Raw genomic sequence first — 23,837 nt, forward strand, 5'->3', positions numbered from 1 at the left:
GCCGTCACGTCGGCACCCACCCGAAGAACCGCAGCACCTCGTCGCGCTGGCGCATCGCGTCCGCGCGCCCCAGCGCCATGAGCTCGCGCGTGTAGGCCGACTCGAACAGCAGGTAGCTGGCGAGCGCGCCGCCCTTCACGTCGGCCGCGACCTTCGAGCCGCCCAGCAGGTGCCGTACGGCGCCCGGCAGCGCGTCGACGTGGCGCGCCGCGATCATGTCGATGCGCTCCGACGGCGAGATCACCAGCAGGTCGAGCGGGCGCAGCGTGCTCGCGGCGCGCGCCTCTTCGGGGATCAGGCCCAGCGTGTGGTTGATGCGGCGCAGGCGCTCGATGTCGACCGCCAGCGCATCCAGAAAGATGCTCGACAGCGCATGGCCGGCGATCTGCGCCATGGTCGGATAGCCGCTGTGGGTGTTGGGCGCGTCCTCGTCGCGCGGCTCGTGCATGCGGCCCGCGCCGATCACCACGATGCGCTGCGCACCCAGATGGATCGCCGCCGCGATGGGCGCCGACTGGCGCATCGAGCCGTCGCCGAAGTACTCGGTGTGGCCCGGCGGCATCGGCAGCGCGGTGGCCGGGAACACGAAGGGAATGGCCGACGAGGCCATCAGGTGCGCGTGCGTGATGCGGTCGCGCACCGACAGGCGCTGCGAGCGCACCCAGGGTTCCATCGGCACGGCCGCCTCGAAGAAGGTCACGTGCTCGCCCGAGCTGTAGCTCGAGGCCGTGACCGCCAGCGCCTGCACGTGGCCCTGCTGCATGAGCTGCGGCAGGCGGTCCAGCGGCACCAGGCGTTGTAGCAGGCGGGCCAGCGGGGAGTTGTCGAGCAGCGACTTCGGCTTGATGCGCATCCAGTTGGCCGCGAAGCGCCCCAGCCCGAGCAGCATGCGCCAGCGCGCACCGCTGCCGAGCACCGAGAGCGAGTCGGCGCGGTAGATCTGCTCGGCACGGAACTCGCCCCACACCTGCGCGATGTGCGCGACCACGCGGTCGAAGTCGTCGGCGCCGCAGGCCAGCGCCGCGGCGTTGATGGCGCCGGCCGAGGTGCCGGTGATGATCTGGAACGGGTTGCCGGTGCCGATGACCGCACCCGCCGCCAGGGCGTCGCGCCGGATCTCGGCGATGGCTTCGAGCACGCCGACCTGGTAGGCGGCGCGGGCGCCGCCGCCTGTCAGCAGCAGGCCGGTGGCGGGGCTTGTCTCGGGCATTGCGTCGGTGTCTTTTCTTCTTCGGCGTTTTTCGGACGGGAAATGAGCGCGTCCCGGTACGGGCTTGGCGGGCGGAATAGACTACCCGCCATTCAGGAGTTTGATCAATGGCACTCACCCCCGACGGGCTCATGGACGCACTCAAGAGCGTCACGGACCCTAACACCGGCAAAGAATTCGCAGCGACCCGCTCGCTCAAAAACCTGCAGATCGCCGAGGGCGATGTCTCGTTCGACCTCGAACTCGGCTACCCCGCCAAGAGCCAGCACGCGGCCATCCGCAAGTCGCTGGTGGCCGCGGCCAAGGCCGTGCCGGGCGTGGAGAACGTGTCGGTCAACATCGTCACCAAGGTCATCAGCCATGCGGTGCAGCGCGGCGTGCAGCTGATGCCCAACGTGCGCAACATCGTGGCCGTGGCCTCGGGCAAGGGCGGCGTGGGCAAGAGCACCACGGCCGCCAACCTGGCGCTGGCGCTGGCCGCCGAGGGTGCCAGCGTGGGCCTGCTCGACGCCGACATCTACGGCCCGAGCCAGCCCATGATGATGGGCCTGGACGGGCGCCCCGAGAGCATCGACGGCAAGAACATGGAGCCCAAGGAGCGCCATGGCGTGCAGGTGATGTCGATCGGCTTCCTGGTCGACGCCGACCAGGCCATGATCTGGCGCGGCCCCATGGCCACGCAGGCGCTCGAGCAGCTGCTGCGCCAGACCAACTGGAAAGACCTCGACTACCTGATCGTCGACATGCCGCCGGGCACCGGCGACATCCAGCTCACGCTGAGCCAGCGCGTGCCGATGACGGGCGCGGTGATCGTCACCACGCCGCAGGACATTGCGCTGCTCGACGCGCGCAAGGGCATCCAGATGTTCGAGAAGGTCGGCGTGCCGATCCTGGGCATCGTGGAGAACATGGCGGTGCACATCTGCTCCAACTGCGGCCATGCCGAGCACATCTTCGGCGCCGACGGCGGCAAGAAGATGGCGGCCGAGTACCAGATGGCCTACCTGGGCGCGCTGCCGCTGGACATCAACATCCGCCTGCAGGCGGACAGCGGGGCGCCCACGGTGGTGTCCGACCCCGACGGCGAGGTGGCCGGGCTCTACAAGGCCGTGGCGCGCAGCGTGGCGGTGGGGATCGCGGAGAAGGCGAAGGACTTTTCCGCGAAGTTCCCGACGATCTCGATCAGCAAGAACACCTGAGGCCGCGGCGGGGCAGGGCGAGGGCCTGCGCAGGCGCCCCGAACGAGAGCCCCCAAGAAGAAGGACGCACGCAATGAACCTGCTCGCCTCGATGCGCTACCTCGTCGCACTCAGCGAGCACAAGCATTTCGGCCGCGCCGCGCAGGCCTGCCACATCACGCAGCCGGCCTTGTCCAACGCGCTGCGCGCGCTGGAAGGCGAGTTCGGCGTCGTCATCGTCAAGCGCTCCCGTGTGTACGTGGGTCTCACGCACGAAGGCGAGCGCGTGCTGGCCACGGCGCAGCGCATGCTGCGCGACAACGAGGTGCTGCTGCAGGAGCTGCGCAGCGAGGCCGGCGACCCGCGCGGACGGCTGCGCATGGCCGCCGTGCCCACCGCGATCCCGATGCTGTCGCGCTTTGCCGCGATGCTGCAGCAGCGCCATCCGGGCATCGTGCCGGCCGTGCTCTCCATGAGCTCGCAGGAGCTGGAGACGGGCCTGGAAAACCTCTCGGTCGACCTCGCGCTGGGCTACACCGAGCGCATGCACCTGCCGGGCGTCAAGCTCAAGGCCTGGCCGCAGAGCATCGAACACTACTTCCTGCTGCGGCGCGCCAAGAAGCCCTCCGCCGACCGGCTGCGCATCGGCCGCCCCATCACATGGGCCGAAGCCGGCACGCTGCCGCTGTGCCTGCTCACGCCCGACATGCACAACCGCGCCATCATCGACCAGGCCCTGCGCGAGGCCGGCGTGGCCGCGGTGGCCCCGGCCATCGAGACCAACTCGGTGCTCACGCTCGCGCTGGCCGTGAGCGCGGGCACCGTCAGCAGCGTGCTGCCCGGCGCCATGGTGGCGGCCGTGCGCAGCCACCGCGAACTGGAGGCGCTGCCGCTGGTGGCGCCCGAGGTGCGCACGCCCATCGGCTTCATGACGCAGGAGGGCGTGCGGCCGGCGCGGGCGCTCGATGCGGCGCTGGCCTTCTTGCAGACGCCCGAGTGGCAGGCGCAGGCGCGCCAGCACAGCGGCGCGCTCGACGCCGCGTAGCCCCGGCCCACGGGTGCCGACGGCACCCGGATGGTTTACCCTTCGCGCCACCATGAAATCCAAAGCCCAGTTCCGCCTGCGCATCTACCGGGACGACACCATCGCCATCGGCCCCGGCAAGATCGCCGTGCTCGAAGCCGTGGCCGAGACCGGCTCGATCTCGGCGGCGGCCCGCCTGCTCGGCATGTCGTACCGCCGCGCGTGGATGCTGATCGACGAGATGAACCAGACGCTGGCCTCGCCGGCCGTGAACACCGCCGCCGGCGGCTCGCGCGGCGGCGGCACGGCGCTCACGCCCGTGGGCGAAGACATCGTGAAGCGCTACCGCGCCATCGAGAATGCCGCGCGCCTGGCGACGGCGGCCGACGTTCGCGCGCTCACGCGGCTGCTGGCGCCGTGAACGCCGCCGACATCGACCCTGTCGTCAGCCGCCCGGTCGGCATCGTGCGCAGCCGCTTCACCGAGACCTCGGGCATGCCCATCCAGACGGCCGGCGCACCCGACGAAGTGGGGCGCCTGGAGGTGTTCGCCGAGTTCGCGCCGGGGCTGCGCGACATCGAAGGCTTCGACTACCTGATCCTCGTGACGCACCTGCACCGCTGCGCGCACGAGCGGCTCGAGGTGGTGCCCTTTCTCGACGACGCCACGCACGGCGTGTTCGCCACGCGCGCGCCCGCGCGGCCCAACCGGCTGGGCCTGTCGATCGTGCGGCTCACGGCGGTGGACGGCACGACGCTGCACTTCAGCGGCAACGACATGATCGACGGCACGCCCGTGCTCGACATCAAGCCCTACGTGCCGCGCTTCGACGTGCGCGAGACCGAGCGCGTGGGCTGGTTCGGAGCGCGGCTCGATCAGCTGCCGCGCACGCGCTCCGACGGCCGGATGGACTGATCGCCGTCGCCTGACGCCTCGCCGGCCGCGCCCGGCAGCAGGTCGCCCTGCCAGCACGACCACACGTCCTGCGACAGCGTCTCGCGCGCCTGCGGCGGCGCCTCGCGGATCGTGCCCATGCTGATGAAGCCCGCCAGGTACTCGCCCGGCTGCACGCCGACCTGGCGCACTAGCGTCTCGTCGAAGCAGCGCTCGCCGCTGAGCACGATGGCGCCGTAGCCCAACTGGTGCGCGGCGGCCAGCAGGTTGCCCAGCGCCGCGCCGGCGCCCAGCCACTGCTCGCGCGCCGGGATCTTGCTGCGCTCGCGCGGCGACACCACGAAGCCCAGCAGCAGCGGCGGGCGCGTGGCGTGCTCGCGGGCGCGCCGCAGGTCGATGGGGCTGGCGAGCGGATCGCGGCGCAGCTTTTCCTGTTCGAAGCACCAGGCCAGTGCCTCGCGGTTCTGCGGGCGAAACTCGATCACGCGCCACGGATGCAGCCCGCCGTGGTCGGGCGCGCGCAGGCCAGCCTGAATGATGGCGTCGAGTTCGTCGGGGTTCGGGCCGGGCGATTGCAGCCGCCGCGGCGACACCGAGCGCCGCGTCAGCAGGACTTCGAGGATGCGTTCCGCACCCGTCATGTGGCGCCACATCGTTGTCATGGCCCGCGCCGGTCGGTCCACGCGGCGCTGCGGCGCAGCACCTCGCCGATGTCCTGCGCGTCGCCCGGCGCCACCAGGAACGACTGGCTCTCGCCGCCCGGCGCGATGATCGACAGCACGAAGCCGCCGGCGTCCAGCGTGCGCTCGATGCGCCATTCGTGCACCTGCGTCACATGGCGAAGCTCGGGCCTGCCGGAGGTCGAGCGGACAACGGTGTCATGAGGGGAAAGGCGCATGGGGCGGATGGACAAAGTCTCCAACGCTGTATTCGCCAGTATATGAAGACCGGCGCATCCGTGCATCCTCGTGGGAACCAGAAGGCCGCTCATGTAACAATTGCGCCGTATCTCAATGAACACGACGACCACCTCTTCGCTCATCGCCACCACCGACTGGTCGCCGCTGGTCCTGTCGCTGCAGGTCGCGGCGGTCGCGACCTTGCTGGCGCTGGTCGCGGGCGTGGCGCTGGGCTGGGTGTTCGCGCGCAAGCAGTTCGTCGGCTCGGGCGTGCTCGAGGCCGTGTTCATGCTGCCGCTGGTGCTGCCGCCCACGGTGATCGGCTACGCCATCCTGGTGGCGGCGGGGCGCCGCAGCCCGCTCGGCGCCTGGCTGCGCGAGCACTTCGACTACACCATCATCTTCAGCTGGCACGGCGCCGTGGTGGCGTCCGCCGTGGTGGCGCTGCCGCTGGTGCTCAAGTCGGCCAGCGCGGCGTTCTCGAACGTCGACCGCTCACTCGAAGCCGCCGCCAGCACCCTGCGCCAGTCGCCGTTCTCGGTGTTCCTGCGCGTCACGCTGCCGCTGGCCTGGCCCGGCATCCTGGCCGGCACGTTGCTCGCGTTCGCGCGCGCCATGGGCGAGTTCGGCGCCTCGCTGATGGTGGCCGGCTCCATTCCCAAGCAGACCCAGACCCTGTCGATGGCCATCTACGACGCCGTGCAGGCCGGCCACGACGACCTGGCGCTGCTGCTGGTGGTCGTCACGTCGGTGCTGTCGATTGCCGTGCTGGTCGTGTCGAACCGCTTTTTCTCGCTTCGTTGACCCCCCCTTTTTCCAGGAGACTGTGCCCATGCGTCCGTTGCGTCTTTTGTCCGTCGTGCTTGCCCTGGCCCTGCCGCTTGCGGTCGCCGCGCAGCAGATCACCGTGTCTGCCGCCGCGAGCCTGACCGACGCGTTCAAGGAAATCGGTCCCAAGTTCGAAGCCGCCAAGGCGGGCAGCACCGTGCGCTTCAACTTCGCCGCCTCGGGCGTGCTGCTGCAGCAGATCGGGCAGGGCGCGCCGGTCGACGTGTTCGCCAGCGCCGACCAGGAAACCATGAACCGCGGCAACGACCAGAAGCTCATCGACACCGCCACCCGCAAGGACTTCGTCACCAACAGCCTCGTGCTGGTCGAGCCCGCGCAGGGCGCCGTCGGCCTGAAGTCGCTGCAGGACCTGAGCGGTGCGAACGTGAAGAAGATCGCCGTCGGCAAGACCGCCACCGTTCCGGTCGGCCGCTACACCAAGCAGGTGCTGGACAACGCCAAGCTCTGGACCGTGCTCGAACCCAAGTTCGTGCAGGCCGACAGCGTGCGCCAGGTGCTCGACTACGTGAGCCGCGGCGAGGTCGAGGCTGGCTTCGTGTACCGCACCGACGCGGCCGTGGCCGGCGACAAGGTCAAGGTCGCCTTCACGCCCACCGGCCACACGCCCGTGACGTACCCTATCGCCGTGGTGGCCGAGAGCAAGCAGAAGGCGCTGGCCGGCGACTTCATCGCCTTCCTGTCGACGCCCGCGGCCCAGGAAGTGCTCACGCGCTACGGTTTCGGCAAGCCATGATCGATGTCGATCTGCAGCTCACGGTGAAGGACGGGGCCCGGCGCTTCGACCTCGCCGTGCGCTTCCAGACCGACGTTCCCTTCGCCGCGCTCTACGGCCCTTCGGGGGCCGGCAAGTCGCTCACCCTGCAGGCCATCGCCGGCCTGCTGCATCCGTCGGCGGGCCATGTGCGGCTCGACGGCCGCACGCTGTACGACGCCGCGCAGCGCATCGACGTGCCCGCGCCGGCGCGCCGCATCGGCTACCTGTTCCAGAACTACGCGCTGTTCCCGCACCTCACGGTGCGCGAGAACGTGGCCTTCGGGCTTACCGCGTGGCACCGCCGCACGCTGCCGGCGCGCGATGCCGAGCGCGTGCAGGCGCTGCTGGCCAGCTTCGGCCTCGCCGCGCTGGCCGACAGCCGGCCGCAGAAGCTCTCGGGCGGCCAGCAGCAGCGCGTGGCCCTGGCGCGCGCGCTGGCCTGTGAGCCGCAGGTGCTGCTGCTCGACGAACCCTTTGCCGCGCTCAACCCCATGCTGCGCGCCGAGCTGCGCAACGAGCTCGCGCAGGTGCGCAAGCAATGGGGCATCCCGGTTTTGATGATCACGCACGACATCGAGGACGTGCTGGCGCTGGCCGACGTGGCCTTTGTCTACAAGGACGGGCAGGTGGTGCGCGAGATCGACCTGCACAACGCCGACAGCCGCGACTTCGCGCTGCGGGAGATTGCCGGGGTGCAGGAGGTGGAGGAGACGCCGCTGCGCAGCAAGCTGCGGGGCTTGCTGATGGGTGGCGCGCGCGGCTGATGGCTGTGCACGGCATCGACGCTACAGTCGGGCGATGAAATCAGTCAACGTCTCTTCCGCGCGTTCGAAACCTGCATTTCTGGTGCGAGGCCTGGCGTCCTTGGCTGAAGCTCGTCGCAGCGGTGGGTACGTCGACGCGAACGAGCTGATGCGACGCCTCACGGCGAAGCTCGATCTGGCGGCGAAGCGACAGAAGCCGACGCATCGCTGAGCCCGTCATTTCCATTTTGAATCGCCGCATGTCGCGATTCAATTTGACGCCACGCCCCCGCAGGCCAACACTGCCGCCATGAGCGAGCAGAAGATCGAGTTTTACAAGGGCCCCGCCGGTGGCTGGGGCGCGTTGCGCAGCGTGACGAATGCGCTGCTGCGGCAGGACATTCCGGTCAAGGGCGCGAAGACGCTGCTCTCGGCCAATCAGCCCGACGGCTTCGACTGCCCCGGCTGCGCCTGGCCCGACCGCAACCATGCCTCGACCTTCGAGTTCTGCGAGAACGGCGTGAAGGCCGTGGCCGCCGAGGCCACCGCGCGGCGCGCAGGCCCGGAGCTGTTCGCGAAGCACACCGTGGCCGAGCTGGCGCAGCAGAGCGATTTCTGGCTCGAAGACCAGGGCCGCCTCACGCACCCCATGGCCTACGACGCGGCCAGCGACAGGTACGTGCCCATCGACTGGGACGACGCCTTCGCGCGCATTGCGCAGCACCTGAACGCGCTGCCCGACCCGAACCAGGCCATCTTCTACACCTCGGGCCGCGCGAGCAACGAGGCAGCCTTCCTGTACCAGCTGTTCGTGCGCGAGTACGGCACCAACAACTTTCCCGACTGCTCGAACATGTGCCACGAGCCCAGCGGCAGCGGCATGCGCCCGCAGCTGGGCGTGGGCAAGGGCACGGTCACGCTGGAAGACTTCGAGAAGGCCGACGCGATCTTCATCTTCGGCCAGAACCCGGGCACCAACCACCCGCGCATGCTCGGCGAGCTGCGTGCGGCCTCCAAGCGCGGCGCGCGCATCGTGAGCTTCAACCCGCTGCGCGAGCGCGGGCTGGAGCGCTTTGCCGACCCGCAGGACAAGCTGGAGATGGCCACGCTGGGCTCCACGCCGATCAGCACGCACTACTTCCAGTTGCGCGTGGGCGGCGACTTCGCGGCGGTGAAGGGGATGATGAAGCACGTCATCGAGCGCGAAGACGCGGCGGCGGCGCGCGGCGAGCCCTCGGTGCTCGACCACGCGTTCATCGCCGAGCACACCCAGGGTTTCGAGGCGCTGGCCGACGACCTGCGCGCCGAATCGTGGCCGCTGCTGGTGCAGGAGTCGGGCCTGAGCGAAGCGCAGATCCGCGCGGCGGCCGACGTGTACCTGGGCGCGAAGCGCGTCATCGCCTGCTGGGGCATGGGCATCACGCAGCACCAGCATTCGGTGGCCACGATCCAGATGATCGGCAACTGGCTCATGCTGTGCGGCCAGATGGGCCGCGAAGGCGCGGGCGCCTGCCCGGTGCGCGGCCACAGCAACGTGCAGGGCGACCGCACCATGGGCATCTGGGAGAAGCCGCCGGCCGCGCTGCTCGACCGGCTGCAGCAGGTGTTCGGCTTCGAGCCGCCGCGCCAGAACGGCGTGGACACGGTCGAGGCGATCCAGCTCATGCTCGACGGCAAGGGCAAGGTGTTCTTCGCGCTGGGCGGCAACTTCGCGGCCGCCACGCCCGACACCTACCAGACCTGGAAGGCGCTGCAGCAGTGCGACCTCACGGTGCACGTGACCACCAAGCTCAACCGCAGCCACATCATCCACGGGCGCGAGGCGCTCATCCTGCCGTGCCTGGGCCGCACCGAGATCGACATGCAGGCCAACGGCCCGCAGGGCGTGACGGTGGAAGACTCGATGAGCATGGTCCACATCTCGATGGGCATCAACCCGCCCGCGTCGGAGCACCTGCTGTCCGAGCCGGCCATCGTGGCGCGCCTTGCTGCAGCCACCATCGGCGCGCGCAGCAGGACGCCGTGGCTCTGGCTGGTGGAAGACTACGCCCGCATCCGCGACAAGATCGAAGCCGTGTTCGACGACTTCAAGGACTTCAACGCGCGCGTGGCGCACCCCGGCGGCTTCCGCCTGCGCAACACGGCGAGCGAGCGCGTGTGGGCCACCGTGTCGAAGAAGGCCGTGTTCTTCACGCACGCCGTGCCGCTGGACACGCACGCGCATCGGGCCCGCGCGCGCTTTGCGTCGCAGCGCGACACGCTGGTGTTCACGCTGCTCACCACGCGCTCGCACGACCAGTACAACACCACCATCTACGGCATGGACGACCGCTACCGCGGCGTGTTCGGTCAGCGCCGCGTGGTGTTCATCCACGCCGACGACATCCGCCAGCTCGGCATGAAGGACGGCGACTGGGTCGACATCCAGACCGTGTGGAGCGACGGCCAGGAGCGCCGCGCCGACCGCTTCAAGCTGGTGGCCTACGACATCCCGCGCGGCAACCTCGCGGCCTACTACCCCGAGACGAACCCGCTGGTGCCGCTGTCGTCGGTGGCCGAGAACGCGGGCACGCCGACCTCCAAGTCGATCCCCGTGGTGCTGTCGCTGCATGTGGCGCCGGTCGCGGCGGAGGCCGACGCCGTGGCGGCATGAGCGATTCCGGGTTCGACGCCGACGCCTTTTCCATCGCGATCCTGCGCGCACTCGCCGAAGCCCCGGGCGAGGGCGGCATGTCGCTGCCGCGCCTGGGCAAGCGGCTGGGGCAGGGTGCGAGCGTGGTCATGCGCCAGCTCACGCTGATGGGCGATGCCGCGCTCGGCGGCGTGCGCGGACCGGGCTGGGTGCGCGTGGTGCAGCTGGACGATCGCTGGGTCGCGCACCTCACCGACGCCGGACGTGCGGTGGTCGACAGCCTGCCGGCTGACGAAAACCGCGGCTGAGCGGACAATGGCCGCGGCCATGACAGACACCCCCGAACCCGACGCCCTGCCGCCCCTCGCGCGGCATGCCGTGCACGTCTTCGGCGAGCGCGGCCTCGCGCCCGAGGGCGTGGTGCGCGACGACACGCTGGCCGCCGAGGTGCCGGTGGCGCTGGTGTTCAACGGCGTCTCGCACGCGGTGATGATGGCCACGCCGCAGGACCTCGAGGCCTTCGCGCTGGGCTTTGCGCTGAGCGAAGGCATCCTCGACAGCGCCGCCGATTGCCGCGGCATCGACGTGCGAACGGTCGAGGCCCTCGATGCGGGCCTGCCCGAGGGCATGCCCGGCATCGAGGTGCAGCTCGAAGTGTCCACGCGCAGCTTCGAACGCCTGAAGGACCGGCGCCGCAGCCTCGCAGGCCGCACCGGCTGCGGTGTGTGTGGCGTCGAAAGTTTCGCGGGGCTCGACCTGTCGCCGCAGCGCGTGCCGCCGCGCGACTGGATCGAACGCATCGACCTCGCCACCGTGCTGCGCGCCTTCGCCGCCATGCCGCCGCGCCAGGTGCTCAATGCCGAGGCCGGTGCGATCCATGCGGCGGCCTGGGCCACGGTCGACGGCGAACTCACCGACGTCATGGAAGACGTGGGCCGCCACAACGCGCTCGACAAGCTGCTCGGCGCGCTGGCCCGTGCGAATCGACTGCAGGAGCCAGGCTTCGTGCTGATGTCCAGCCGCGGCAGCCACGAGCTGGTGCGCAAGTGCGCGCGCCTGGGCATCGCGGCGATGGCGACCATCTCGGCGCCGACCGCGATGGGCGTGCGCATGGCCGAGCTCAGCGGCCTGCGGTTCTGGGGGCTGTGCCGCGCGCCGCGCGGCGTGCTTTATGCCGACGGGCTTGGGTCACCGAGCGCCAGCACCGCGTCGGCCACGGCCTCGATGCCCTGATCCGAGAGGTCGGTCGCCCCCACGCGCTGGCGCCTCGTCCACGCGCGAAAGTGCGTTTCCTGCGACTTCTGGTAGTGCGGGTCGTAGTGCAACGACATGAGTTCGGCGAACAGGTGCGGCAGGTCGGCCTCGTGGGCCCACTGCTGCCAGCGCGTCACCGTTTCCTTGCCCTGCAGTTCCTTGAGCACGCCCATCTTCTCGGCGAGCGCCGCGCGGTCGTCGCCCAGGTAGGCGTAGTCGCGCAGCAGGTAGGCCAGCCGCGCCTCGGGCGTGGCCTCCACCTCGATGCACGGCGCGGCGCGCATCTGCGCCACGAGCGACAGCGGCAGTGACAGCCGCCCGATGCGCACGCTCTCGCCCTCGACATACAGCGGGCGCGAGAGGTCGATGGCTTCGAGCACGGTCGCGATGCGCGTCTCGAAGTGCTTTTGCGAAGGCTGCGGCACGCCCGGCAGCGCGCCGAGCAGCGAGCCCTTGTGGTTGGCGAAGGCTTCCAGGTCGAGCACCTGCGCGCCGCGTTCGGCCAGCGCGTGCAGCACGCGCGTCTTGGCGCTGCCGGTGGCGCCGCACACCACGCGCAGGTCGAGCTGCGGCGTCAGCGCGTCGAGCTGCGAGATCACGTGCCGGCGAAAGCTCTTGTAGCCGCCTGCGAGCTGCTGCGCGTCCCAGCCCACGAGCCGCAGCCAGGTGACCATCGAGCCGCTGCGCATGCCGCCGCGCCAGCAGTAGACCAGAGGCTTCCACTTCTCGGGCCGGTCGGCCAGCGTGTCGCGCAGGTGCGTCGCGATGTTGGCCGCGACCATGGCACCGCCGATGCGGCGCGCCTCGAAGGCGCCGGTCTGCACGTAGACCGTGCCGACGATGTGGCGCTCCTCGTCGTTGAGCACGGGGCAGTTGATGGCGCCGGGGATGTGGTCGAGCGCGAACTCGGCGGGCGAGCGGGCGTCGATGATCGAATCGAAGGCGTGGCGGTCCGCCACCCGGACGGGCTGGCGATGACTCATGGCTGAAGGGACCTCATGCCGCCATTGTCGGCCACTCAGGCGTAGGCGGGACCTAGGCCTTTTCGCAAGCGAGCACTCGCGAAGTCGACAAAGGTGACCAGCACGAACATCGCGATCAGCACCGTCATCGCCTGCTGCTGCTGGAAGATCGACAGGTGGAAGTACAGCAGTTGGCCCAGCCCGCCGCCGCCCACGAAGCCCAGCACGGCCGCCATGCGGATGTTCATTTCCCAGCGGTAGAGCGTGTAGGCCACCCACTGCGGCAGCACGATCGGCAGGCTGGCGTAGCTGAAGGCGGCGACCGGGCCCGCGCCCGAGAGCGCCAGCGCCTGCTCGGGCTCGCGCGGCGCGTTCTCCAGCGCTTCGGCGAAGAGGCGCCCGAGCACGCCGGTCGTGTGCAGCGACAGCGCCAGCGCGCCCGCGAACGGCCCGATGCCAGCGGCCAGAACCATCAGCGCGGCCCACACCAGCTCGGGCACGCTGCGCAAGAAGTTGAGCACGAAGCGCGCGCCGTGGCGCAGCGGCCCGCCGATGCGCCCCGAGGCCGGCAGCGCGAGCACGGCGCCCGCCACGGCGGCCAGCACAGTGCCCAGCGCCGACACGGCCAGCGTCTGCAGCGCGCCGTGGCCGACCTTGGCCAGGAACTCGGGCGACACGTCGGGCGGGAAGAACTCGGCGATGAACTTGCCCATGAGCCTGAGCGATTCGGCCGAGCCCAGCGCGCCGTAGTCGATGCCCAGGTAGACGAAGCTCGCGATCACCGCTGCGGCGATCAACGCGACGGCGAGCCAGCAGCGCAGGCACAGGGGAGGGCGTGGCGGCAGCGTCGTCATGCCAGGAGCTTTCGCAGCGCGTTGCTGAGCATGTCGGCCAGCAGCACGAGCGCGAGGAACACGAGCAGGATGCTGCTGGCCTCGCCGCCGTTGAGCATCTTCATCGACTGGTCCATCAGCTGCCCGAGGCCGCCCGCGCCCACGAAGCCCATCACCACCGAGGCGCGCACCGCGCATTCCCAGCGGTACACGGTGTACGAGGCCAGCTCCTGCGCCGTGTGCGGCAGCAGGCCGTAGCACAGCGCCGCGAGCCGGCCGCTGCCGCTTTCGAGCAGGGCGCGCGCGGGGCGCGTGTCGGTCGATTCGAGGATCTCGGCGTAGACCTTGCCCAGCATGCCGCCATAGGTGATGGCCAGCGCCAGCACGCCGGCCGCGGGGCCGAGCCCGAGCGCGCGCACGAACAGCAGCGCCCACACGATCTCGGGAATGGCGCGCAGCACCATCAGCAGCCAGCGCGCCGCCTGCCGGACGACGCCGGCCTGCAGCCGGCCAGGGCCGGGTCCGATGCGAGAGATGGAGAGCGCGCGCGTCGTCACGAAGCCCAGCGGCGCGCCGATCAGCAGCGCCATGGCGGTGCCGGCCGTGGCCATGGCCAGGGTCTCTAGCGTGGCCTTGGCGAGCAGCGCGAGAAAGGCCGGCGAGCTGTCGGGCGGAAAGAAGCCCGCAAGAAAGCCGCCGATGACCGTGAGGTTGCCGCTGCCGAACAGCGCCCAGGGCTTGAATTCGGAGAGCGCGAGCACCGGCCAGGCGACGGCCAGCGCGGCGAGCCAGCCGGCCAGCCGGCGGACCGTGTGCGGATCGCGCAGGGCGGGGCGGGCGAGTGTCGCCGTCACGGGCAGTCCGGCCGATGGAAGGCCGGCTCGACCGTGCCGGCCGTGAGGGCGACCGGCCCTTGCGTCGCCACGCCGCCTTCGCTCGCATAGAGCGCCTCAAGCAGCGCCGGCGTCACCTCGGCGGCCGGCAGGTCGAAGGCGACCTGTCCGTCGCGCATGCCCACGATGCGCGGAAACCAGCGCAGTGCCAGATCGACCGCATGCAGCGACGCGACCAGCGTGGCACCGGTCGATTCGCTCTGCGCGACCAGCTGGCCCACGGCCGCATGCGCGAGCGTGGGGTCGAGCGCCGACACCGGCTCGTCCGCCAGCAGCAGCGCGGGGCGCTGGTACAGCACGCGCGCGATGCCCACGCGCTGCAGCTGGCCGCCCGAGAGGCGGTCGCAACGGTCGAACAGCCGGTCTTCGAGCGCGAGCCGGGCCAGCGCCGCATGCGCGCCCGCGATGTCGGACGGATAGAACAGCGAACCCAGCGCGCGCGCCGTCGACCACTGGCCGAGCCGGCCCGCGAGCACGGCCGTGACCACGCGCAGGCGCGGCGCGATCGGCGGCGCCTGGTGCACGGTGCCGATGCGCGCGCGCAGCTGCTTGAGCGCACGCGCCGGCAGCCGCCACGGGTGCTGGCCCAGCGCCTGCACCTGGCCTTCGCCGGGCCGCAGCGCCGCGCCGAGCACGCGCAGCAGCGTGGTCTTGCCCGCGCCCGAGGGCCCGATGACGGCGATGCGCTCGCCGTCGCGCGCGGCCAGCGTCACCCCGGCCAGCGCGCGCTGGCCGTTGGGGTGCACCACGCCCGCGCTGTCGAGCGAAAAACTCATCCGCGCAGTCCGCTCACTTGATGAGGCCGGCCGACTTGCCCGCCGTCTCGATGCCGTCGTAGTTCGACGACTTGGTGGGGATGAACTTGCTCGCGCGCTGCAGCGCCATGATCTCCTTGTGCGCGGGGTTGGCCGGGTCCAGTTTGAGGAAGGCGTCGGTCAGCTTCTTCGTCACGGCGGCGTCCAGGCCCGGGCGCACGGTCCAGTTGTAGTCGTAGTAGGTCGGCGTGGTGGCCAGCACGCGCACCTTGGCGGCGTTGGGGTTCTTGGCCTCGACCAGCTTGTCCCACACCGAGGCGTTGAGCACGCCCGCTTCGGCGCGCGAGGCGGCCACGAAGGCCACGGTGGCGTCGTGCGCGCCCGAGAACGCGACGGTCTTGAAGTCCTTCTCGGGGTTGATGCCGGCCTGCAGCAGGAAGTAGCGCGGCATCAGGCTGCCCGAGGTGGACGAGGGCGCACCGAAGGCGAAGGTCTTGCCCTTCAGGTCGGCCAGCGTCTTGGTGGGGCTGTCGATCGGCACGATGAACTTGCTGGTGAACACCTCGTCTTCCGCGCGCTGCACGATCGGCACCGCGCCGCCGTTGGTGCGGATGCGCGCCTGCACGAAGGTGAAGCCGCCCAGCCAGGCCAGGTCGATCTTGTTGGTGGCCAGGCCCTCGACCACGGCGGCGTAGTCGGTCACGGGCGTGAACTGCACGTCCATGCCGGTTTCCTTCTTCAGGTAGTCGCCCAGCGGCGTGAACTTGCGCTGCAGCTCGGTGGGCGCCTCGTCGGGAATGGCCGACACGCGCAGCACGCCCTGGGCGAAGACGCCCACGGCGGTGAGGGACAGGGCCAGCGCGAGCGCGAGCCGGGACACGGTTTGTTTCGTTTGCATGGTGTGATGACGCGTTCAGTGGAAAAAGAAAAGGGTGTGTCGGGGCACTCGGGCAGACGGCGGTGCAGGCTTCGATAATCGCGGCTTGTTCCATTCGACCGACCTGCCGCCATGATCGAAGCCGCACCTTCCAAGCTCCTGAATCCGTTGGCGCCGCTGCGGCTCACCAGCTTCTCGCATGGGGGCGGCTGCGGCTGCAAGATCGCGCCGGGCGTGCTGTCGCAGATCCTCAAGAACCATGCGGGCGGGCTGATTCCGCCCGAGCTCATGGTCGGCATCGAGACCGCCGACGACGCGGCAGTCTACCGGCTCAACGACGAGCAGGCGCTGATCGCCACCACCGATTTCTTCATGCCCATCGTGGACGACCCCTACGAGTTCGGCCGCATCGCCGCGACCAACGCGATCAGCGACGTCTACGCGATGGGCGGGCGCCCGATCATGGCGCTGGCGCTGGTCGCCATGCCGATCAACCAGCTGCCGGTGGAAGTCATCGCCGAGATCGTGCGCGGTGGGCAGGACGTGTGCCGCGCGGCCGGCATCCCGATTGCGGGCGGCCACACCATCGACTCGGTCGAGCCCATCTACGGGCTGGTCGCGATGGGGCTGGTGCACCCCAAGCGCGTGCGGCGCAATGCCGACGCGCAGGCGGGCGACGTGCTGGTGCTGGGCAAGCCGCTGGGCGTGGGCGTGCTGTCGGCGGCGCTCAAGAAGCAGCAGCTGTCCGAGGCCGGCTACCGCCAGCTGATCGAGAACACGACCAAGCTCAACACGCCCGGCATCGCGCTGTCGGCGCTCGACGGCGTGCATGCGCTGACCGACGTCACCGGCTTCGGCCTGGCCGGCCATGCGCTCGAACTCGCGCGCGGCGCGGGGCTCGCGGCGGTGGTCGAGTGGTCGCGCGTGCCGCTGCTGGACAACGTGATCGCCATGGCCGGCGGCGGGCTGGTCACCGGCGCGTCGGGCCGCAACTGGGCGGGCTACGGCGCCGACGTGCAACTGCACGAGGGCCTGCCGGCCACCGCGCAGGCGCTCATGACCGATCCGCAGACCTCGGGCGGCCTGCTCGTGAGCTGCGCGCCCGAGGCGGTCGAGGCGGTGCTGGAGATCTTCCGCAACGAAGGCTTCGGGCAGGCGGCGGTCATCGGCCGCGTGGAAGCTGGCGCGCCGGGCCTCGTCGTGTTGCCCTGAGCCGGGGCGCCGCCGGGCGGGTGGGGTCGCCATCGACACGCGCTCCTTCGTTTTTTCGCATCGTGCGACAGGTCCGCGCAGCGGGCAACACCTCGCGGCCCTTTCCAATAACCCTTGAGTCCGTCGGTGCCGGTAGGCGTCGGCTATCGTTCGCGCCATGAACGCTTCCCTTCGCCTTGGCTGGCGCACGCTCTGGCGCGACCTGCGCGCCGGCGAGCTGCGCCTCTTGATCGTGGCCGTGGTGCTGGCCGTGGCCGCGCTCACGGCGGTCGGCTTCTTCGCCGACCGATTGCAGGGCGGGCTGCAGCGCGACGCGCGCCAGCTGCTGGGCGGCGACGCGGTGATCGTGAGCGACAACCCGACGCCCGAGACCTTCATCGCACAGGCGAAGTCGCTCGGCCTCGCGGGCACCGGCACCTTCGGCTTTCCCACCATGGCGCGAGCGGAAGACGCCCAGGGCGGCGCCAGCAAGCTCGTGGCCCTGAAGGCCGTGACGCCGGGCTACCCGCTGCGCGGCAACCTGCAGACGGCCACCACGGCCGAGGGCGCAGGCACGGTGACGCGCGACGTGCCGGCGTCGGGCGAGGTCTGGGTCGATGCCTCGCTGCTCGACTCGCTGGGCCTGAAGGTCGGCGACACGCTGCTGCTGGGCGACACCGGCCTGCGCGTGGGCCGCGTGATCACGCTGGAGCCCGACCGGGGCGCGGGCTTCATGAGCTTTTCGCCGCGCGTGATGCTCAACCAGGCCGACGTGGCGCGCACCGGCCTCGTGCAGCCGGCCAGCCGCGTGGGCTACCGCTACGCCGTGGCCGGCGACGACGCCGCCGTGAAGCGTTTCACCGAATGGGCCGACGCCACCATCAAGAAGGGCGAGCTGCGCGGCGTGCGGCTCGACTCCTTCGAAGGCGGTCGGCCCGAGATGCGCCAGACGCTGGACCGCGCCGAGAAATTCCTGAGCCTGGTCGCGCTGCTCGCGGCGCTGCTGTCGGCCGTGGCCGTGGCGCTGGCCGCGCGCGGCTTCGCGGCCAGCCACCTCGATGACTGCGCCATGCTGCGTGTGCTGGGCCAGAGCCAGCGCACCATCGCCGCGGCCTACGCCTTCGAGTTCGCCGTGATCGGCATCGTGGCCAGCGCGATCGGCGTGGCCATCGGCTTCGCCGTGCACTACGTGTTCGTGCTGCTGCTGGCCGGGCTGGTCGAGACCGCCTTGCCCGCCGCCACACTGTGGCCCGTGGCCTTCGGCCTGGGCATGGGGCTCACGCTGCTGTTCGCCTTCGGCCTGCCGCCGGTGCTGCAGCTGGCGCGCGTGCCGCCGCTGCGCGTGATCCGCCGCGACGTGGGCGGGCTCAAGCCCGCATCGCTCGCCGTGCTCGGCATCGGCGTGGCGGGCTTCGCGGCCTTGCTGATGGCGGCCAGCAGCGACCTCAAGCTGGGCCTCATTGCGGTCGGCGGCTTTGCCGGTGCCGTGGCCGTGTTCGCGCTGCTGAGCTGGCTCGCCGTGAAGGTGCTGCGCCGCAGCGTCAGCGAGACCACCGCGCCGCGCTGGCTGGTGCTGGCCACGCGGCAGATCTCGGCGCGCCCGGCCTACGCCGTGGTGCAGGTCAGCGCGCTGGCCGTGGGCCTGCTGGCGCTGGTGCTGCTCGTGCTGCTGCGCACCGACCTCGTGGCGAGCTGGCGCAAGGCCACGCCGCCCGACGCGCCCAACCGCTTCGTCATCAACGTGATGCCCGAGCAGAGCGAGGCGTTCCAGAAGACGCTGCGCGACGCGGGCGTCGCCAAGTTCGACTGGTACCCGATGATCCGCGGCCGGCTGGTGGCGATCAACGACAAGCCCGTGACACCCGATGACTACACCGAGGACCGCGCCAAGCGCCTGGTGGACCGCGAGTTCAACCTGAGCAACAGCACCGAGGCGCCTGCGCACAACAGCGTCACCACCGGCGCCTGGACGCCCGAGGCGAAGAACGAGGTGAGCGTGGAAGAAGGCCTGGCCGAGACGCTGGGCCTGAAGCTGGGCGACACCCTGCGCTTCGACATCGGCGGCATGCAGAACGACGCGCGCATCACCTCGCTGCGCAAGGTCGACTGGGGCTCGCTGCACGCCAACTTCTTCGTGATGTACACCGTGGCCTCGCTGGCCGACGTGCCCGTGACCTACATGGGCGCCTTCCGCGCGCCCGAGACGCGCGGCTTCGACAACGCGCTGGTGCGCAGCTTTCCCAACGTGACCAACGTCGACATGAGCGCCACCATCAACCAGGTGCAGCGCGTGCTCGACCAGGTGGTGCGCGCGGTCGAATTTTTGTTCGGCTTCACGCTGGCGGCCGGGCTCGTGGTGCTGTTCGCCGCCGTCACCGCCACCCGCGAGGAGCGTGCGCGCGAGTTCGCCGTGATGCGCGCCGTGGGCGCCCGCGCCAGCCTGCTGCGTCAGGTGCAGCGCGCCGAGCTGATCGGCGTCGGCCTGCTCGCGGGCTTCCTCGCGAGCATCGTGGCCTCGGTGATCGGTTGGGGGCTGGCGCGCTACGTGTTCGAGTTCACCTGGACCGCGTCGCCGCTCGTGCCGGTGGCCGGCGCGCTGGCCGGTGCGGTGCTCGCGCTGGCGGCGGGGTGGTGGGGCCTGCGCGATGTGCTGCGCCGGCCGGTGGTCGACACGCTGCGCCGCGCGGCCGAGTAGGGCAGCGCAGGCCCGTACAGTTTTTTTCTTTCGCGATCGGCAGGACGGGGCCGGGGATGCAATACATTCCCCGGCCCCGTATTCAATTCAGAAGAGAAATTCCTGCATGCGCTTGGCGTCATTCCAGATCACCAACTATCGCTCGATCCACGACAGCGGCTCCATCGATTCCTCCCAGATCACAGCGATCCTCGGCCGAAATGACAGCGGCAAGTCGAACCTGCTGCGCGCGTTGCACAGCCTGAACCCGACCGACGGGCTCACGGCACTCAGCCCCATCAAGGACTTTCCGCGGCACCGCCGCCTGGACGAATGCACCGACGACACCCCGGTGGTGCACACGCGCTGGGACCTCGATGCCTCCGAACAGCTGGCGCTCGCCGCCATCCTGCCGCGCGCGGCCGGCGTGCGTCAGGTCACGGCCGGGCGCGGCTACGGCGCCACGCGCACGACCGGCTTCGAGGGCCTGGGCCCGCTGTCGATCGACGTGAGCGACATCAAGGCCAAGGTGCGCAAGATCGTGCCCGCCGTGAAGGCCGCGGCCGAAAAGGTCGCCGACGAGTTGAAGGCGCCGCTCGAACAGGAAGCCGACGCCTTCGACGCCGCCATGATCCCGAGCCCCGACTTCGTCAAGTGGTCGGCCGGCGCACTGCTGGCGCTGCAGGCGCTGCGCCAGGCATTGGCCACGGCCGGCGCCGAGATCGCCGACAAGCAGGCGCAGATGCTGACCGAGCTCGAGGAGCTGGCGCGCACGATCGACAACGACCAGCCCGCGCTGGCCCGCGCCCGCGCCTGGGTGCTGGAGAAACTGCCGCGCTTCATCTACGTCGAAGACTACGCCTCGCTGCCCGGCCGCCAGAACATCGCCGAGTACCTCACGCGTAAGGGCTGGGGCGAGCGCACGGCGGGCGAGCGCAATTTCGAGAAGCTGTGCCAGGTGGCGGGGCTCGACCCGCAGCAGCTGCAGGACCTGCTGGCGAAGAACGACCTGGCGACGCGCAATCAGTTGGTGAACCGGGCCGGTGCCGTCGTGACCGCCGAGATCCGCCGGCTGTGGAAGGACCGCCCGCTCAAGATCCGCTTCAACCTCGACGGGCAGCACCTGGAGACGCTGGTGTCGGACCCGAACGGGGCCTACGAAGTCGAGGTGAATCTGGACGAGCGCAGCCGTGGCTTCCAGTGGTTCTTCTCGTTCTACATCGCGTTCTTCGCCGGCACCCGGGGCGTGGCCGCCGGTGAGGTCGTGCTGCTGCTCGACGAGCCCGGGCTGCACCTGCACGCGCGCTCGCAGGCCGACCTGCTCGCGCACCTGGAGAACGACTTCGGCCACCAGATCCTCTACACCACGCACTCGCCGTTCATGGTGCCGGCGCACCGGCCCGATGCCGTGCGCGCGGCCCACATCGACGACGTGACGGGCACCACGGTGCGAGCGGCGACGCCGGAGGATGCGCGCACGCTGTTCCCGCTGGACGCGCTGGCGGCACTGTGGGGCCGCACGGCTGCGCCGGTGCAACCGCAGCCGGCCCCCGTGGCGGCTGCGCCAGCCCCGCAACCGGTCGAAGCGCCCGCCCTCGCGGTCGCGGCCTGACGCACCCGCCCCGCCCGCCGTTCAGCGGCGCGGCGGGCGGTTGTCTTTCTCTTCCTCGTCGGCAGTCGCAGTGAACATGTGTTCGCTCGCAAAGTCGACAAACGCCCGCACCTTCGGCGACAGCTGCCGGCTCGACGGCCACAGCGCCGAGAACTGTCCCTGCCGCACGAGGTGCGCGGCCAGCACGCGCTGCAGCTCGCCACGGCGCAGTGCATCACGCGCCAGGAAGTCGGGCATGTACGCAATGCCCAGGCCCGCGACGGCGGCGCCCAGCATGGCTTCCATGTTGTTGCAGACCAGGCCCGGCGGCAGCTGTGGCGGCAGGCTGGGCAGGTCCCAGTCCTCGATCTTTCCGCCGGTCACGAGCTTGTAGCGCAGGCAGCTGTGGCGGGCGAGGTCGGCCGGCACCTGCGGCACGCCGTGTTGTGCCAGGTACGCCGGCGAGGCCGCGAGCACGAAGCTGAACGGGCCGAGCCGGCGCGCCACGAGCTGCGAATCGACCAGCTCGCCGCTGCGGATCGCCACGTCGACACCCTCGGCCACCACGTCGACCAGCCGGTCGTTGAAGTCGAGGTCGAGTTCGATCTCGGGAAAGCGCGCCTTGAACGCCGGCAGGATCGGCAGCAGAAAGCGGTAGCCGATGGTCGGCAGGCTCACGCGCAGGCGGCCGCGCGGGGTGGCGACGGCGTCCTGCAGCATGGCGCGCGCATCGCCGAGTTCGTCGAGGATGCGGCGGCAGCGCTCGTGGAACATCGCGCCCTCGGCCGTGAGCCGCACCTGCCGCGTGGTGCGGTGGAACAGGCGCACGCCCATCTGCGCCTCGAGCCGCGCGACGTTCTTGCCCACGGCCGAGGCCGAGATGCCCAGGTCGCGGCCCGCCCGCGCAAAGCTCTGCAGGTCGGCCGCCCGCACGAAGGATTCGAGTCCGCTGAAGCTGTCCATGGGCTTGATTGGCAACCTTTGGTTGGCAATGTGAGGAGCTGAGGGCCCATTTTCGTTTCATTGAATCCTTTTTATCTTCGCTTCACGCATTTCCCTTTTCCTTCTCCCGCGTGAAAGCCCTCCCGATGTCTTCCCCCGATTCCAACAAGGCTTGGCTGCTCGCCGCCGTCTGCCTGGCCGCGCTCGGCATGCCGCTGAGCTTCACCGGCCCGGCCGTGGTGCTGCCCGCGATCCGCGACACGCTGGGCGGCACGCCGGTGCAACTCAACTGGGTCACCAACGCCTTCATGCTGAGCTTCGGCGCCACGCTGATGGCGGCCGGCGCGCTGGCCGATGCCTACGGGCGCAAGCGCGTCTTTTTGCTGGGCCTGGCGGTGGTGGCGTTGAGCAGCGCGCTGCTGACGCTGGCGCCGGGCATCGTCGCCTTCGACCTCGCACGCGCCGTGCAAGGGCTGGGCTCGGCGGCGGCCTTCGCGGCGGGCACGGCGGCGCTGGCGCAGGTGTTCGACGGGCCCGCGCGGCTGCGGGCGTTCAGCCTCATCGGTACCTCGTTCGGCGTGGGGCTGTCGTGCGGATCGATCCTCTCGGGCTGGCTGGCCGACACTGTCGGCTGGCACGCCGTGATGCTGAGCCCCGGTGCCGTGAGCCTCGTCGCGCTGGGCCTGGCCGCGCCGCGCATGCGCGAGTCGCGCAACCCGCAGGCGATGGGGCTGGACGTGCCGGGCACGCTGAGCTTCACGGCCGCGCTGAGCCTGCTCACGCTGGGCGTGCTGCAGGCGCCCGACAGCGGCTGGGGCAGCCCGTGGGTGCTCGCGGCGCTGGCCGGTGCGCTGGCCATGGGCGCGGCCTTCATCGCCATTGAACAGCGCGTGGCGCATCCGATGCTCGACCTGTCGCTGTTCCGCTTTCCGCGCTTCGTCGGCGTGCAACTGCTGGCCGCGGCGCCGGCCTACGGCTTTGTCGTGCTGCTGGTGCTGCTGCCGATCCGCTTCATCGGGCTCGAGGGGCGCAGCGCGCTGGAGGCGGGCGGCTTCATGTTCGCGCTGTCGGGGCCGATCCTCGTGGTGCCGACGCTGGCGGCGTGGCTCGCGCACCGGTTCTCTGCGGGCGTGATCTCGGCGGTGGGGCTGCTGGTGTGCGCGGCGGGGCTCGTGTGGCTCGCCCGCTGCGCGCCGGGCACGCCCTTGCACGGCCTCGTGGGCCCGCTGCTGCTGATCGGTGCGGGCATCGGCTTGCCGTGGGGGCTGATGGACGGCCTGGCCGTGAGCGTGGTGCCGCGCGAGCGGGCGGGCATGGCGTCGGGCATCTTCAACACCGTGCGCGTCGCGGGGGAGGGCATTGCGCTGGCGCTGGTGGGGGCGGGGCTCACGGCACTCGTCGCGCTGCAGCTGAAGGCGTCGTCGTCGCCTTCGTCCGTGGCGGTGTCGCAGGCGGCGCAGCGCGTGGCGACGGGTGACCTGGCGCAGGCGCTGGCTTTGTTGCCGGGCATGGATCGCGCGGGGCTGCTGCACGCGTATGGCGCGGCGTTCGGGACGCTGTTGTGCGTGCTGGCTGGGGTGACGGTGCTGACGGCGGTGGTGGTGTTTGCATTCCTGCGCGGCGATGCGCCGTCACATCACCCGGAGGCGACGTTGGAGTGCCCGGTTTCCTGAAGCATGTCG

The 23,837-nt window shown here is 70.7% G+C and carries 24 protein-coding genes; 15 read left to right on the plus strand and 9 right to left on the minus strand.

Translation table 11 applies throughout. The features are described from left to right. Positions 1-4: 4 nt before the first annotated feature. Positions 5-1,210, minus strand: coding sequence for a patatin-like phospholipase family protein (locus AC1RGU_RS00890; protein ID WP_492694108.1), 1,206 nt, complete (start codon positions 1,208-1,210; stop codon positions 5-7). Positions 1,211-1,317: 107 nt separating this feature from the next. On the opposite strand from AC1RGU_RS00890, the gene apbC reads away from it, so the two are divergent. The 4 genes from apbC to tsaA all read left to right on the plus strand — a co-directional run bounded on the left by apbC (position 1,318) and on the right by tsaA (position 4,327). Continuing rightward, complete coding sequence (gene apbC, locus AC1RGU_RS00895; protein ID WP_062478984.1) at positions 1,318-2,409, plus strand: iron-sulfur cluster carrier protein ApbC; 1,092 nt, start codon at positions 1,318-1,320, stop codon at positions 2,407-2,409. A 73-nt stretch (positions 2,410-2,482) separates the two neighbouring features. Next, on the plus strand, positions 2,483-3,433 hold the full coding sequence (locus AC1RGU_RS00900; RefSeq protein ID WP_492694110.1) for a LysR family transcriptional regulator: 951 nt from the start codon (positions 2,483-2,485) through the stop codon (positions 3,431-3,433). A 52-nt stretch (positions 3,434-3,485) separates the two neighbouring features. Beyond that, complete coding sequence (locus tag AC1RGU_RS00905) at positions 3,486-3,833, plus strand: winged helix-turn-helix domain-containing protein (RefSeq protein WP_062478989.1); 348 nt, start codon at positions 3,486-3,488, stop codon at positions 3,831-3,833. Then, entirely contained in the window at positions 3,830-4,327 is a 498-nt protein-coding gene (tsaA, locus tag AC1RGU_RS00910; RefSeq protein WP_492694112.1) for a tRNA (N6-threonylcarbamoyladenosine(37)-N6)-methyltransferase TrmO, read from the plus strand. Before AC1RGU_RS00905 ends, tsaA begins: the two co-directional genes overlap by 4 nt. Here tsaA and AC1RGU_RS00915 read toward each other — a convergent pair. Both AC1RGU_RS00915 and AC1RGU_RS00920 read right to left on the minus strand, forming a co-directional pair. Next, complete coding sequence (locus AC1RGU_RS00915; RefSeq protein ID WP_492694114.1) at positions 4,288-4,968, minus strand: nitroreductase family protein; 681 nt, start codon at positions 4,966-4,968, stop codon at positions 4,288-4,290. The two genes, tsaA and AC1RGU_RS00915, sit on opposite strands and share 40 nt — an antisense overlap. Continuing rightward, a complete protein-coding gene (locus tag AC1RGU_RS00920; protein WP_062478998.1) occupies positions 4,965-5,204 on the minus strand; it encodes a hypothetical protein in 240 nt (79 codons plus the stop codon). The genes AC1RGU_RS00915 and AC1RGU_RS00920 overlap by 4 nt, the downstream gene beginning before the upstream one ends. A 115-nt stretch (positions 5,205-5,319) precedes the next feature. Between AC1RGU_RS00920 and modB the strand changes: the two genes are divergently transcribed. The 7 genes from modB (at position 5,320) to fdhD (ending at position 11,416) form a co-directional block, all read left to right on the plus strand. Beyond that, entirely contained in the window at positions 5,320-6,009 is a 690-nt protein-coding gene (gene modB, locus AC1RGU_RS00925; RefSeq protein WP_062479002.1) for a molybdate ABC transporter permease subunit, read from the plus strand. Between the two features lie 28 nt (positions 6,010-6,037). Further along, positions 6,038-6,787, plus strand: a complete 750-nt coding sequence (modA, locus tag AC1RGU_RS00930) for a molybdate ABC transporter substrate-binding protein (RefSeq protein ID WP_492694116.1) — start codon at positions 6,038-6,040, stop codon at positions 6,785-6,787. Next, positions 6,784-7,572, plus strand: coding sequence for an ABC transporter ATP-binding protein (locus tag AC1RGU_RS00935; protein ID WP_369644450.1), 789 nt, complete (start codon positions 6,784-6,786; stop codon positions 7,570-7,572). Before modA ends, AC1RGU_RS00935 begins: the two co-directional genes overlap by 4 nt. A gap of 34 nt (positions 7,573-7,606) precedes the next feature. Next, positions 7,607-7,783, plus strand: coding sequence for a hypothetical protein (locus AC1RGU_RS00940; protein ID WP_492694118.1), 177 nt, complete (start codon positions 7,607-7,609; stop codon positions 7,781-7,783). Positions 7,784-7,861: 78 nt separating this feature from the next. Beyond that, the gene (locus tag AC1RGU_RS00945) at positions 7,862-10,204 is read left to right on the plus strand and encodes an FdhF/YdeP family oxidoreductase (RefSeq protein WP_492694120.1); all 2,343 of its coding nucleotides are present in this window, start codon (positions 7,862-7,864) and stop codon (positions 10,202-10,204) included. Further along, positions 10,201-10,491 carry a hypothetical protein gene (locus tag AC1RGU_RS00950; protein ID WP_139700239.1) on the plus strand — a complete coding sequence of 97 codons (291 nt, stop codon included), beginning with the start codon at positions 10,201-10,203 and terminating at the stop codon, positions 10,489-10,491. The genes AC1RGU_RS00945 and AC1RGU_RS00950 overlap by 4 nt, the downstream gene beginning before the upstream one ends. Positions 10,492-10,510: 19 nt before the next feature. Further along, positions 10,511-11,416: a formate dehydrogenase accessory sulfurtransferase FdhD gene (gene fdhD / locus AC1RGU_RS00955; RefSeq protein ID WP_492694122.1), complete on the plus strand. Its 906-nt coding sequence runs from the start codon at positions 10,511-10,513 to the stop codon at positions 11,414-11,416. On the opposite strand, the gene mnmH is transcribed toward fdhD, so the two are convergent. The 5 genes from mnmH to AC1RGU_RS00980 are packed head-to-tail and all read right to left on the minus strand — an operon-like array spanning position 11,353 to position 15,778. After that, on the minus strand, positions 11,353-12,420 hold the full coding sequence (gene mnmH, locus AC1RGU_RS00960; protein ID WP_492694124.1) for a tRNA 2-selenouridine(34) synthase MnmH: 1,068 nt from the start codon (positions 12,418-12,420) through the stop codon (positions 11,353-11,355). The two genes, fdhD and mnmH, sit on opposite strands and share 64 nt — an antisense overlap. A 35-nt stretch (positions 12,421-12,455) precedes the next feature. Further along, positions 12,456-13,253, minus strand: a complete 798-nt coding sequence (gene phnE / locus AC1RGU_RS00965) for a phosphonate ABC transporter, permease protein PhnE (RefSeq protein ID WP_492694126.1) — start codon at positions 13,251-13,253, stop codon at positions 12,456-12,458. Beyond that, complete coding sequence (locus AC1RGU_RS00970; RefSeq protein ID WP_492694128.1) at positions 13,250-14,086, minus strand: PhnE/PtxC family ABC transporter permease; 837 nt, start codon at positions 14,084-14,086, stop codon at positions 13,250-13,252. The genes phnE and AC1RGU_RS00970 overlap by 4 nt, the downstream gene beginning before the upstream one ends. Further along, the gene (locus tag AC1RGU_RS00975) at positions 14,083-14,901 is read right to left on the minus strand and encodes a phosphonate ABC transporter ATP-binding protein (RefSeq protein WP_492685807.1); all 819 of its coding nucleotides are present in this window, start codon (positions 14,899-14,901) and stop codon (positions 14,083-14,085) included. The genes AC1RGU_RS00970 and AC1RGU_RS00975 overlap by 4 nt, the downstream gene beginning before the upstream one ends. 13 nt (positions 14,902-14,914) lie before the next feature. Continuing rightward, entirely contained in the window at positions 14,915-15,778 is an 864-nt protein-coding gene (locus AC1RGU_RS00980; protein ID WP_492694130.1) for a putative selenate ABC transporter substrate-binding protein, read from the minus strand. A gap of 111 nt (positions 15,779-15,889) precedes the next feature. Here AC1RGU_RS00980 and selD point away from each other — a divergent pair, with 111 nt between their 5' ends. The 3 genes from selD (at position 15,890) to AC1RGU_RS00995 (ending at position 21,234) form a co-directional block, all read left to right on the plus strand. Then, a complete protein-coding gene (selD, locus tag AC1RGU_RS00985) occupies positions 15,890-16,969 on the plus strand; it encodes a selenide, water dikinase SelD (protein ID WP_062469051.1) in 1,080 nt (359 codons plus the stop codon). Positions 16,970-17,126: 157 nt separating this feature from the next. After that, the gene (locus tag AC1RGU_RS00990; protein ID WP_492694132.1) at positions 17,127-19,643 is read left to right on the plus strand and encodes an ABC transporter permease; all 2,517 of its coding nucleotides are present in this window, start codon (positions 17,127-17,129) and stop codon (positions 19,641-19,643) included. A 106-nt stretch (positions 19,644-19,749) separates the two neighbouring features. After that, positions 19,750-21,234 carry an AAA family ATPase gene (locus AC1RGU_RS00995; RefSeq protein ID WP_492694134.1) on the plus strand — a complete coding sequence of 495 codons (1,485 nt, stop codon included), beginning with the start codon at positions 19,750-19,752 and terminating at the stop codon, positions 21,232-21,234. Positions 21,235-21,255: 21 nt separating this feature from the next. Here the strand turns inward: AC1RGU_RS00995 and AC1RGU_RS01000 are convergent, their stop codons facing one another. Next, entirely contained in the window at positions 21,256-22,176 is a 921-nt protein-coding gene (locus AC1RGU_RS01000) for a LysR family transcriptional regulator (protein WP_492694136.1), read from the minus strand. 125 nt (positions 22,177-22,301) lie between these two features. Here AC1RGU_RS01000 and AC1RGU_RS01005 point away from each other — a divergent pair, with 125 nt between their 5' ends. After that, positions 22,302-23,828, plus strand: a complete 1,527-nt coding sequence (locus AC1RGU_RS01005) for an MFS transporter (protein ID WP_492694138.1) — start codon at positions 22,302-22,304, stop codon at positions 23,826-23,828. The last annotated feature ends 9 nt before the right edge of the window (positions 23,829-23,837 follow it).

It is taken from the genome of Variovorax sp. GW823-FHT02B07 (assembly GCF_058797695.1).

Bases quoted from the DNA above. Each gene is read 5' to 3' on its own strand.
- AC1RGU_RS00950 (WP_139700239.1), top strand. From the start codon at position 10,201: ATGAGCGATTCCGGGTTCGACGCCGACGCCTTTTCCATCGCGATCCTG.
- AC1RGU_RS00920 (WP_062478998.1), bottom strand. From the start codon at position 5,204: ATGCGCCTTTCCCCTCATGACACCGTTGTCCGCTCGACCTCCGGCAGG.
- AC1RGU_RS00900 (WP_492694110.1), top strand. From the start codon at position 2,483: ATGAACCTGCTCGCCTCGATGCGCTACCTCGTCGCACTCAGCGAGCAC.
- AC1RGU_RS00975 (WP_492685807.1), bottom strand. From the start codon at position 14,901: ATGAGTTTTTCGCTCGACAGCGCGGGCGTGGTGCACCCCAACGGCCAG.
- AC1RGU_RS00995 (WP_492694134.1), top strand. From the start codon at position 19,750: ATGCGCTTGGCGTCATTCCAGATCACCAACTATCGCTCGATCCACGAC.
- AC1RGU_RS00990 (WP_492694132.1), top strand. From the start codon at position 17,127: ATGAACGCTTCCCTTCGCCTTGGCTGGCGCACGCTCTGGCGCGACCTG.
- AC1RGU_RS00945 (WP_492694120.1), top strand. From the start codon at position 7,862: ATGAGCGAGCAGAAGATCGAGTTTTACAAGGGCCCCGCCGGTGGCTGG.
- AC1RGU_RS01000 (WP_492694136.1), bottom strand. From the start codon at position 22,176: ATGGACAGCTTCAGCGGACTCGAATCCTTCGTGCGGGCGGCCGACCTG.
- AC1RGU_RS00890 (WP_492694108.1), bottom strand. From the start codon at position 1,210: ATGCCCGAGACAAGCCCCGCCACCGGCCTGCTGCTGACAGGCGGCGGC.
- mnmH (WP_492694124.1), bottom strand. From the start codon at position 12,420: ATGAGTCATCGCCAGCCCGTCCGGGTGGCGGACCGCCACGCCTTCGAT.
- modA (WP_492694116.1), top strand. From the start codon at position 6,038: ATGCGTCCGTTGCGTCTTTTGTCCGTCGTGCTTGCCCTGGCCCTGCCG.
- fdhD (WP_492694122.1), top strand. From the start codon at position 10,511: ATGACAGACACCCCCGAACCCGACGCCCTGCCGCCCCTCGCGCGGCAT.
- AC1RGU_RS00940 (WP_492694118.1), top strand. From the start codon at position 7,607: ATGAAATCAGTCAACGTCTCTTCCGCGCGTTCGAAACCTGCATTTCTG.
- AC1RGU_RS00935 (WP_369644450.1), top strand. From the start codon at position 6,784: ATGATCGATGTCGATCTGCAGCTCACGGTGAAGGACGGGGCCCGGCGC.
- AC1RGU_RS00905 (WP_062478989.1), top strand. From the start codon at position 3,486: ATGAAATCCAAAGCCCAGTTCCGCCTGCGCATCTACCGGGACGACACC.
- AC1RGU_RS00980 (WP_492694130.1), bottom strand. From the start codon at position 15,778: ATGCAAACGAAACAAACCGTGTCCCGGCTCGCGCTCGCGCTGGCCCTG.
- selD (WP_062469051.1), top strand. From the start codon at position 15,890: ATGATCGAAGCCGCACCTTCCAAGCTCCTGAATCCGTTGGCGCCGCTG.
- AC1RGU_RS00915 (WP_492694114.1), bottom strand. From the start codon at position 4,968: ATGACAACGATGTGGCGCCACATGACGGGTGCGGAACGCATCCTCGAA.
- apbC (WP_062478984.1), top strand. From the start codon at position 1,318: ATGGCACTCACCCCCGACGGGCTCATGGACGCACTCAAGAGCGTCACG.
- modB (WP_062479002.1), top strand. From the start codon at position 5,320: ATGAACACGACGACCACCTCTTCGCTCATCGCCACCACCGACTGGTCG.
- AC1RGU_RS01005 (WP_492694138.1), top strand. From the start codon at position 22,302: ATGTCTTCCCCCGATTCCAACAAGGCTTGGCTGCTCGCCGCCGTCTGC.
- phnE (WP_492694126.1), bottom strand. From the start codon at position 13,253: ATGACGACGCTGCCGCCACGCCCTCCCCTGTGCCTGCGCTGCTGGCTC.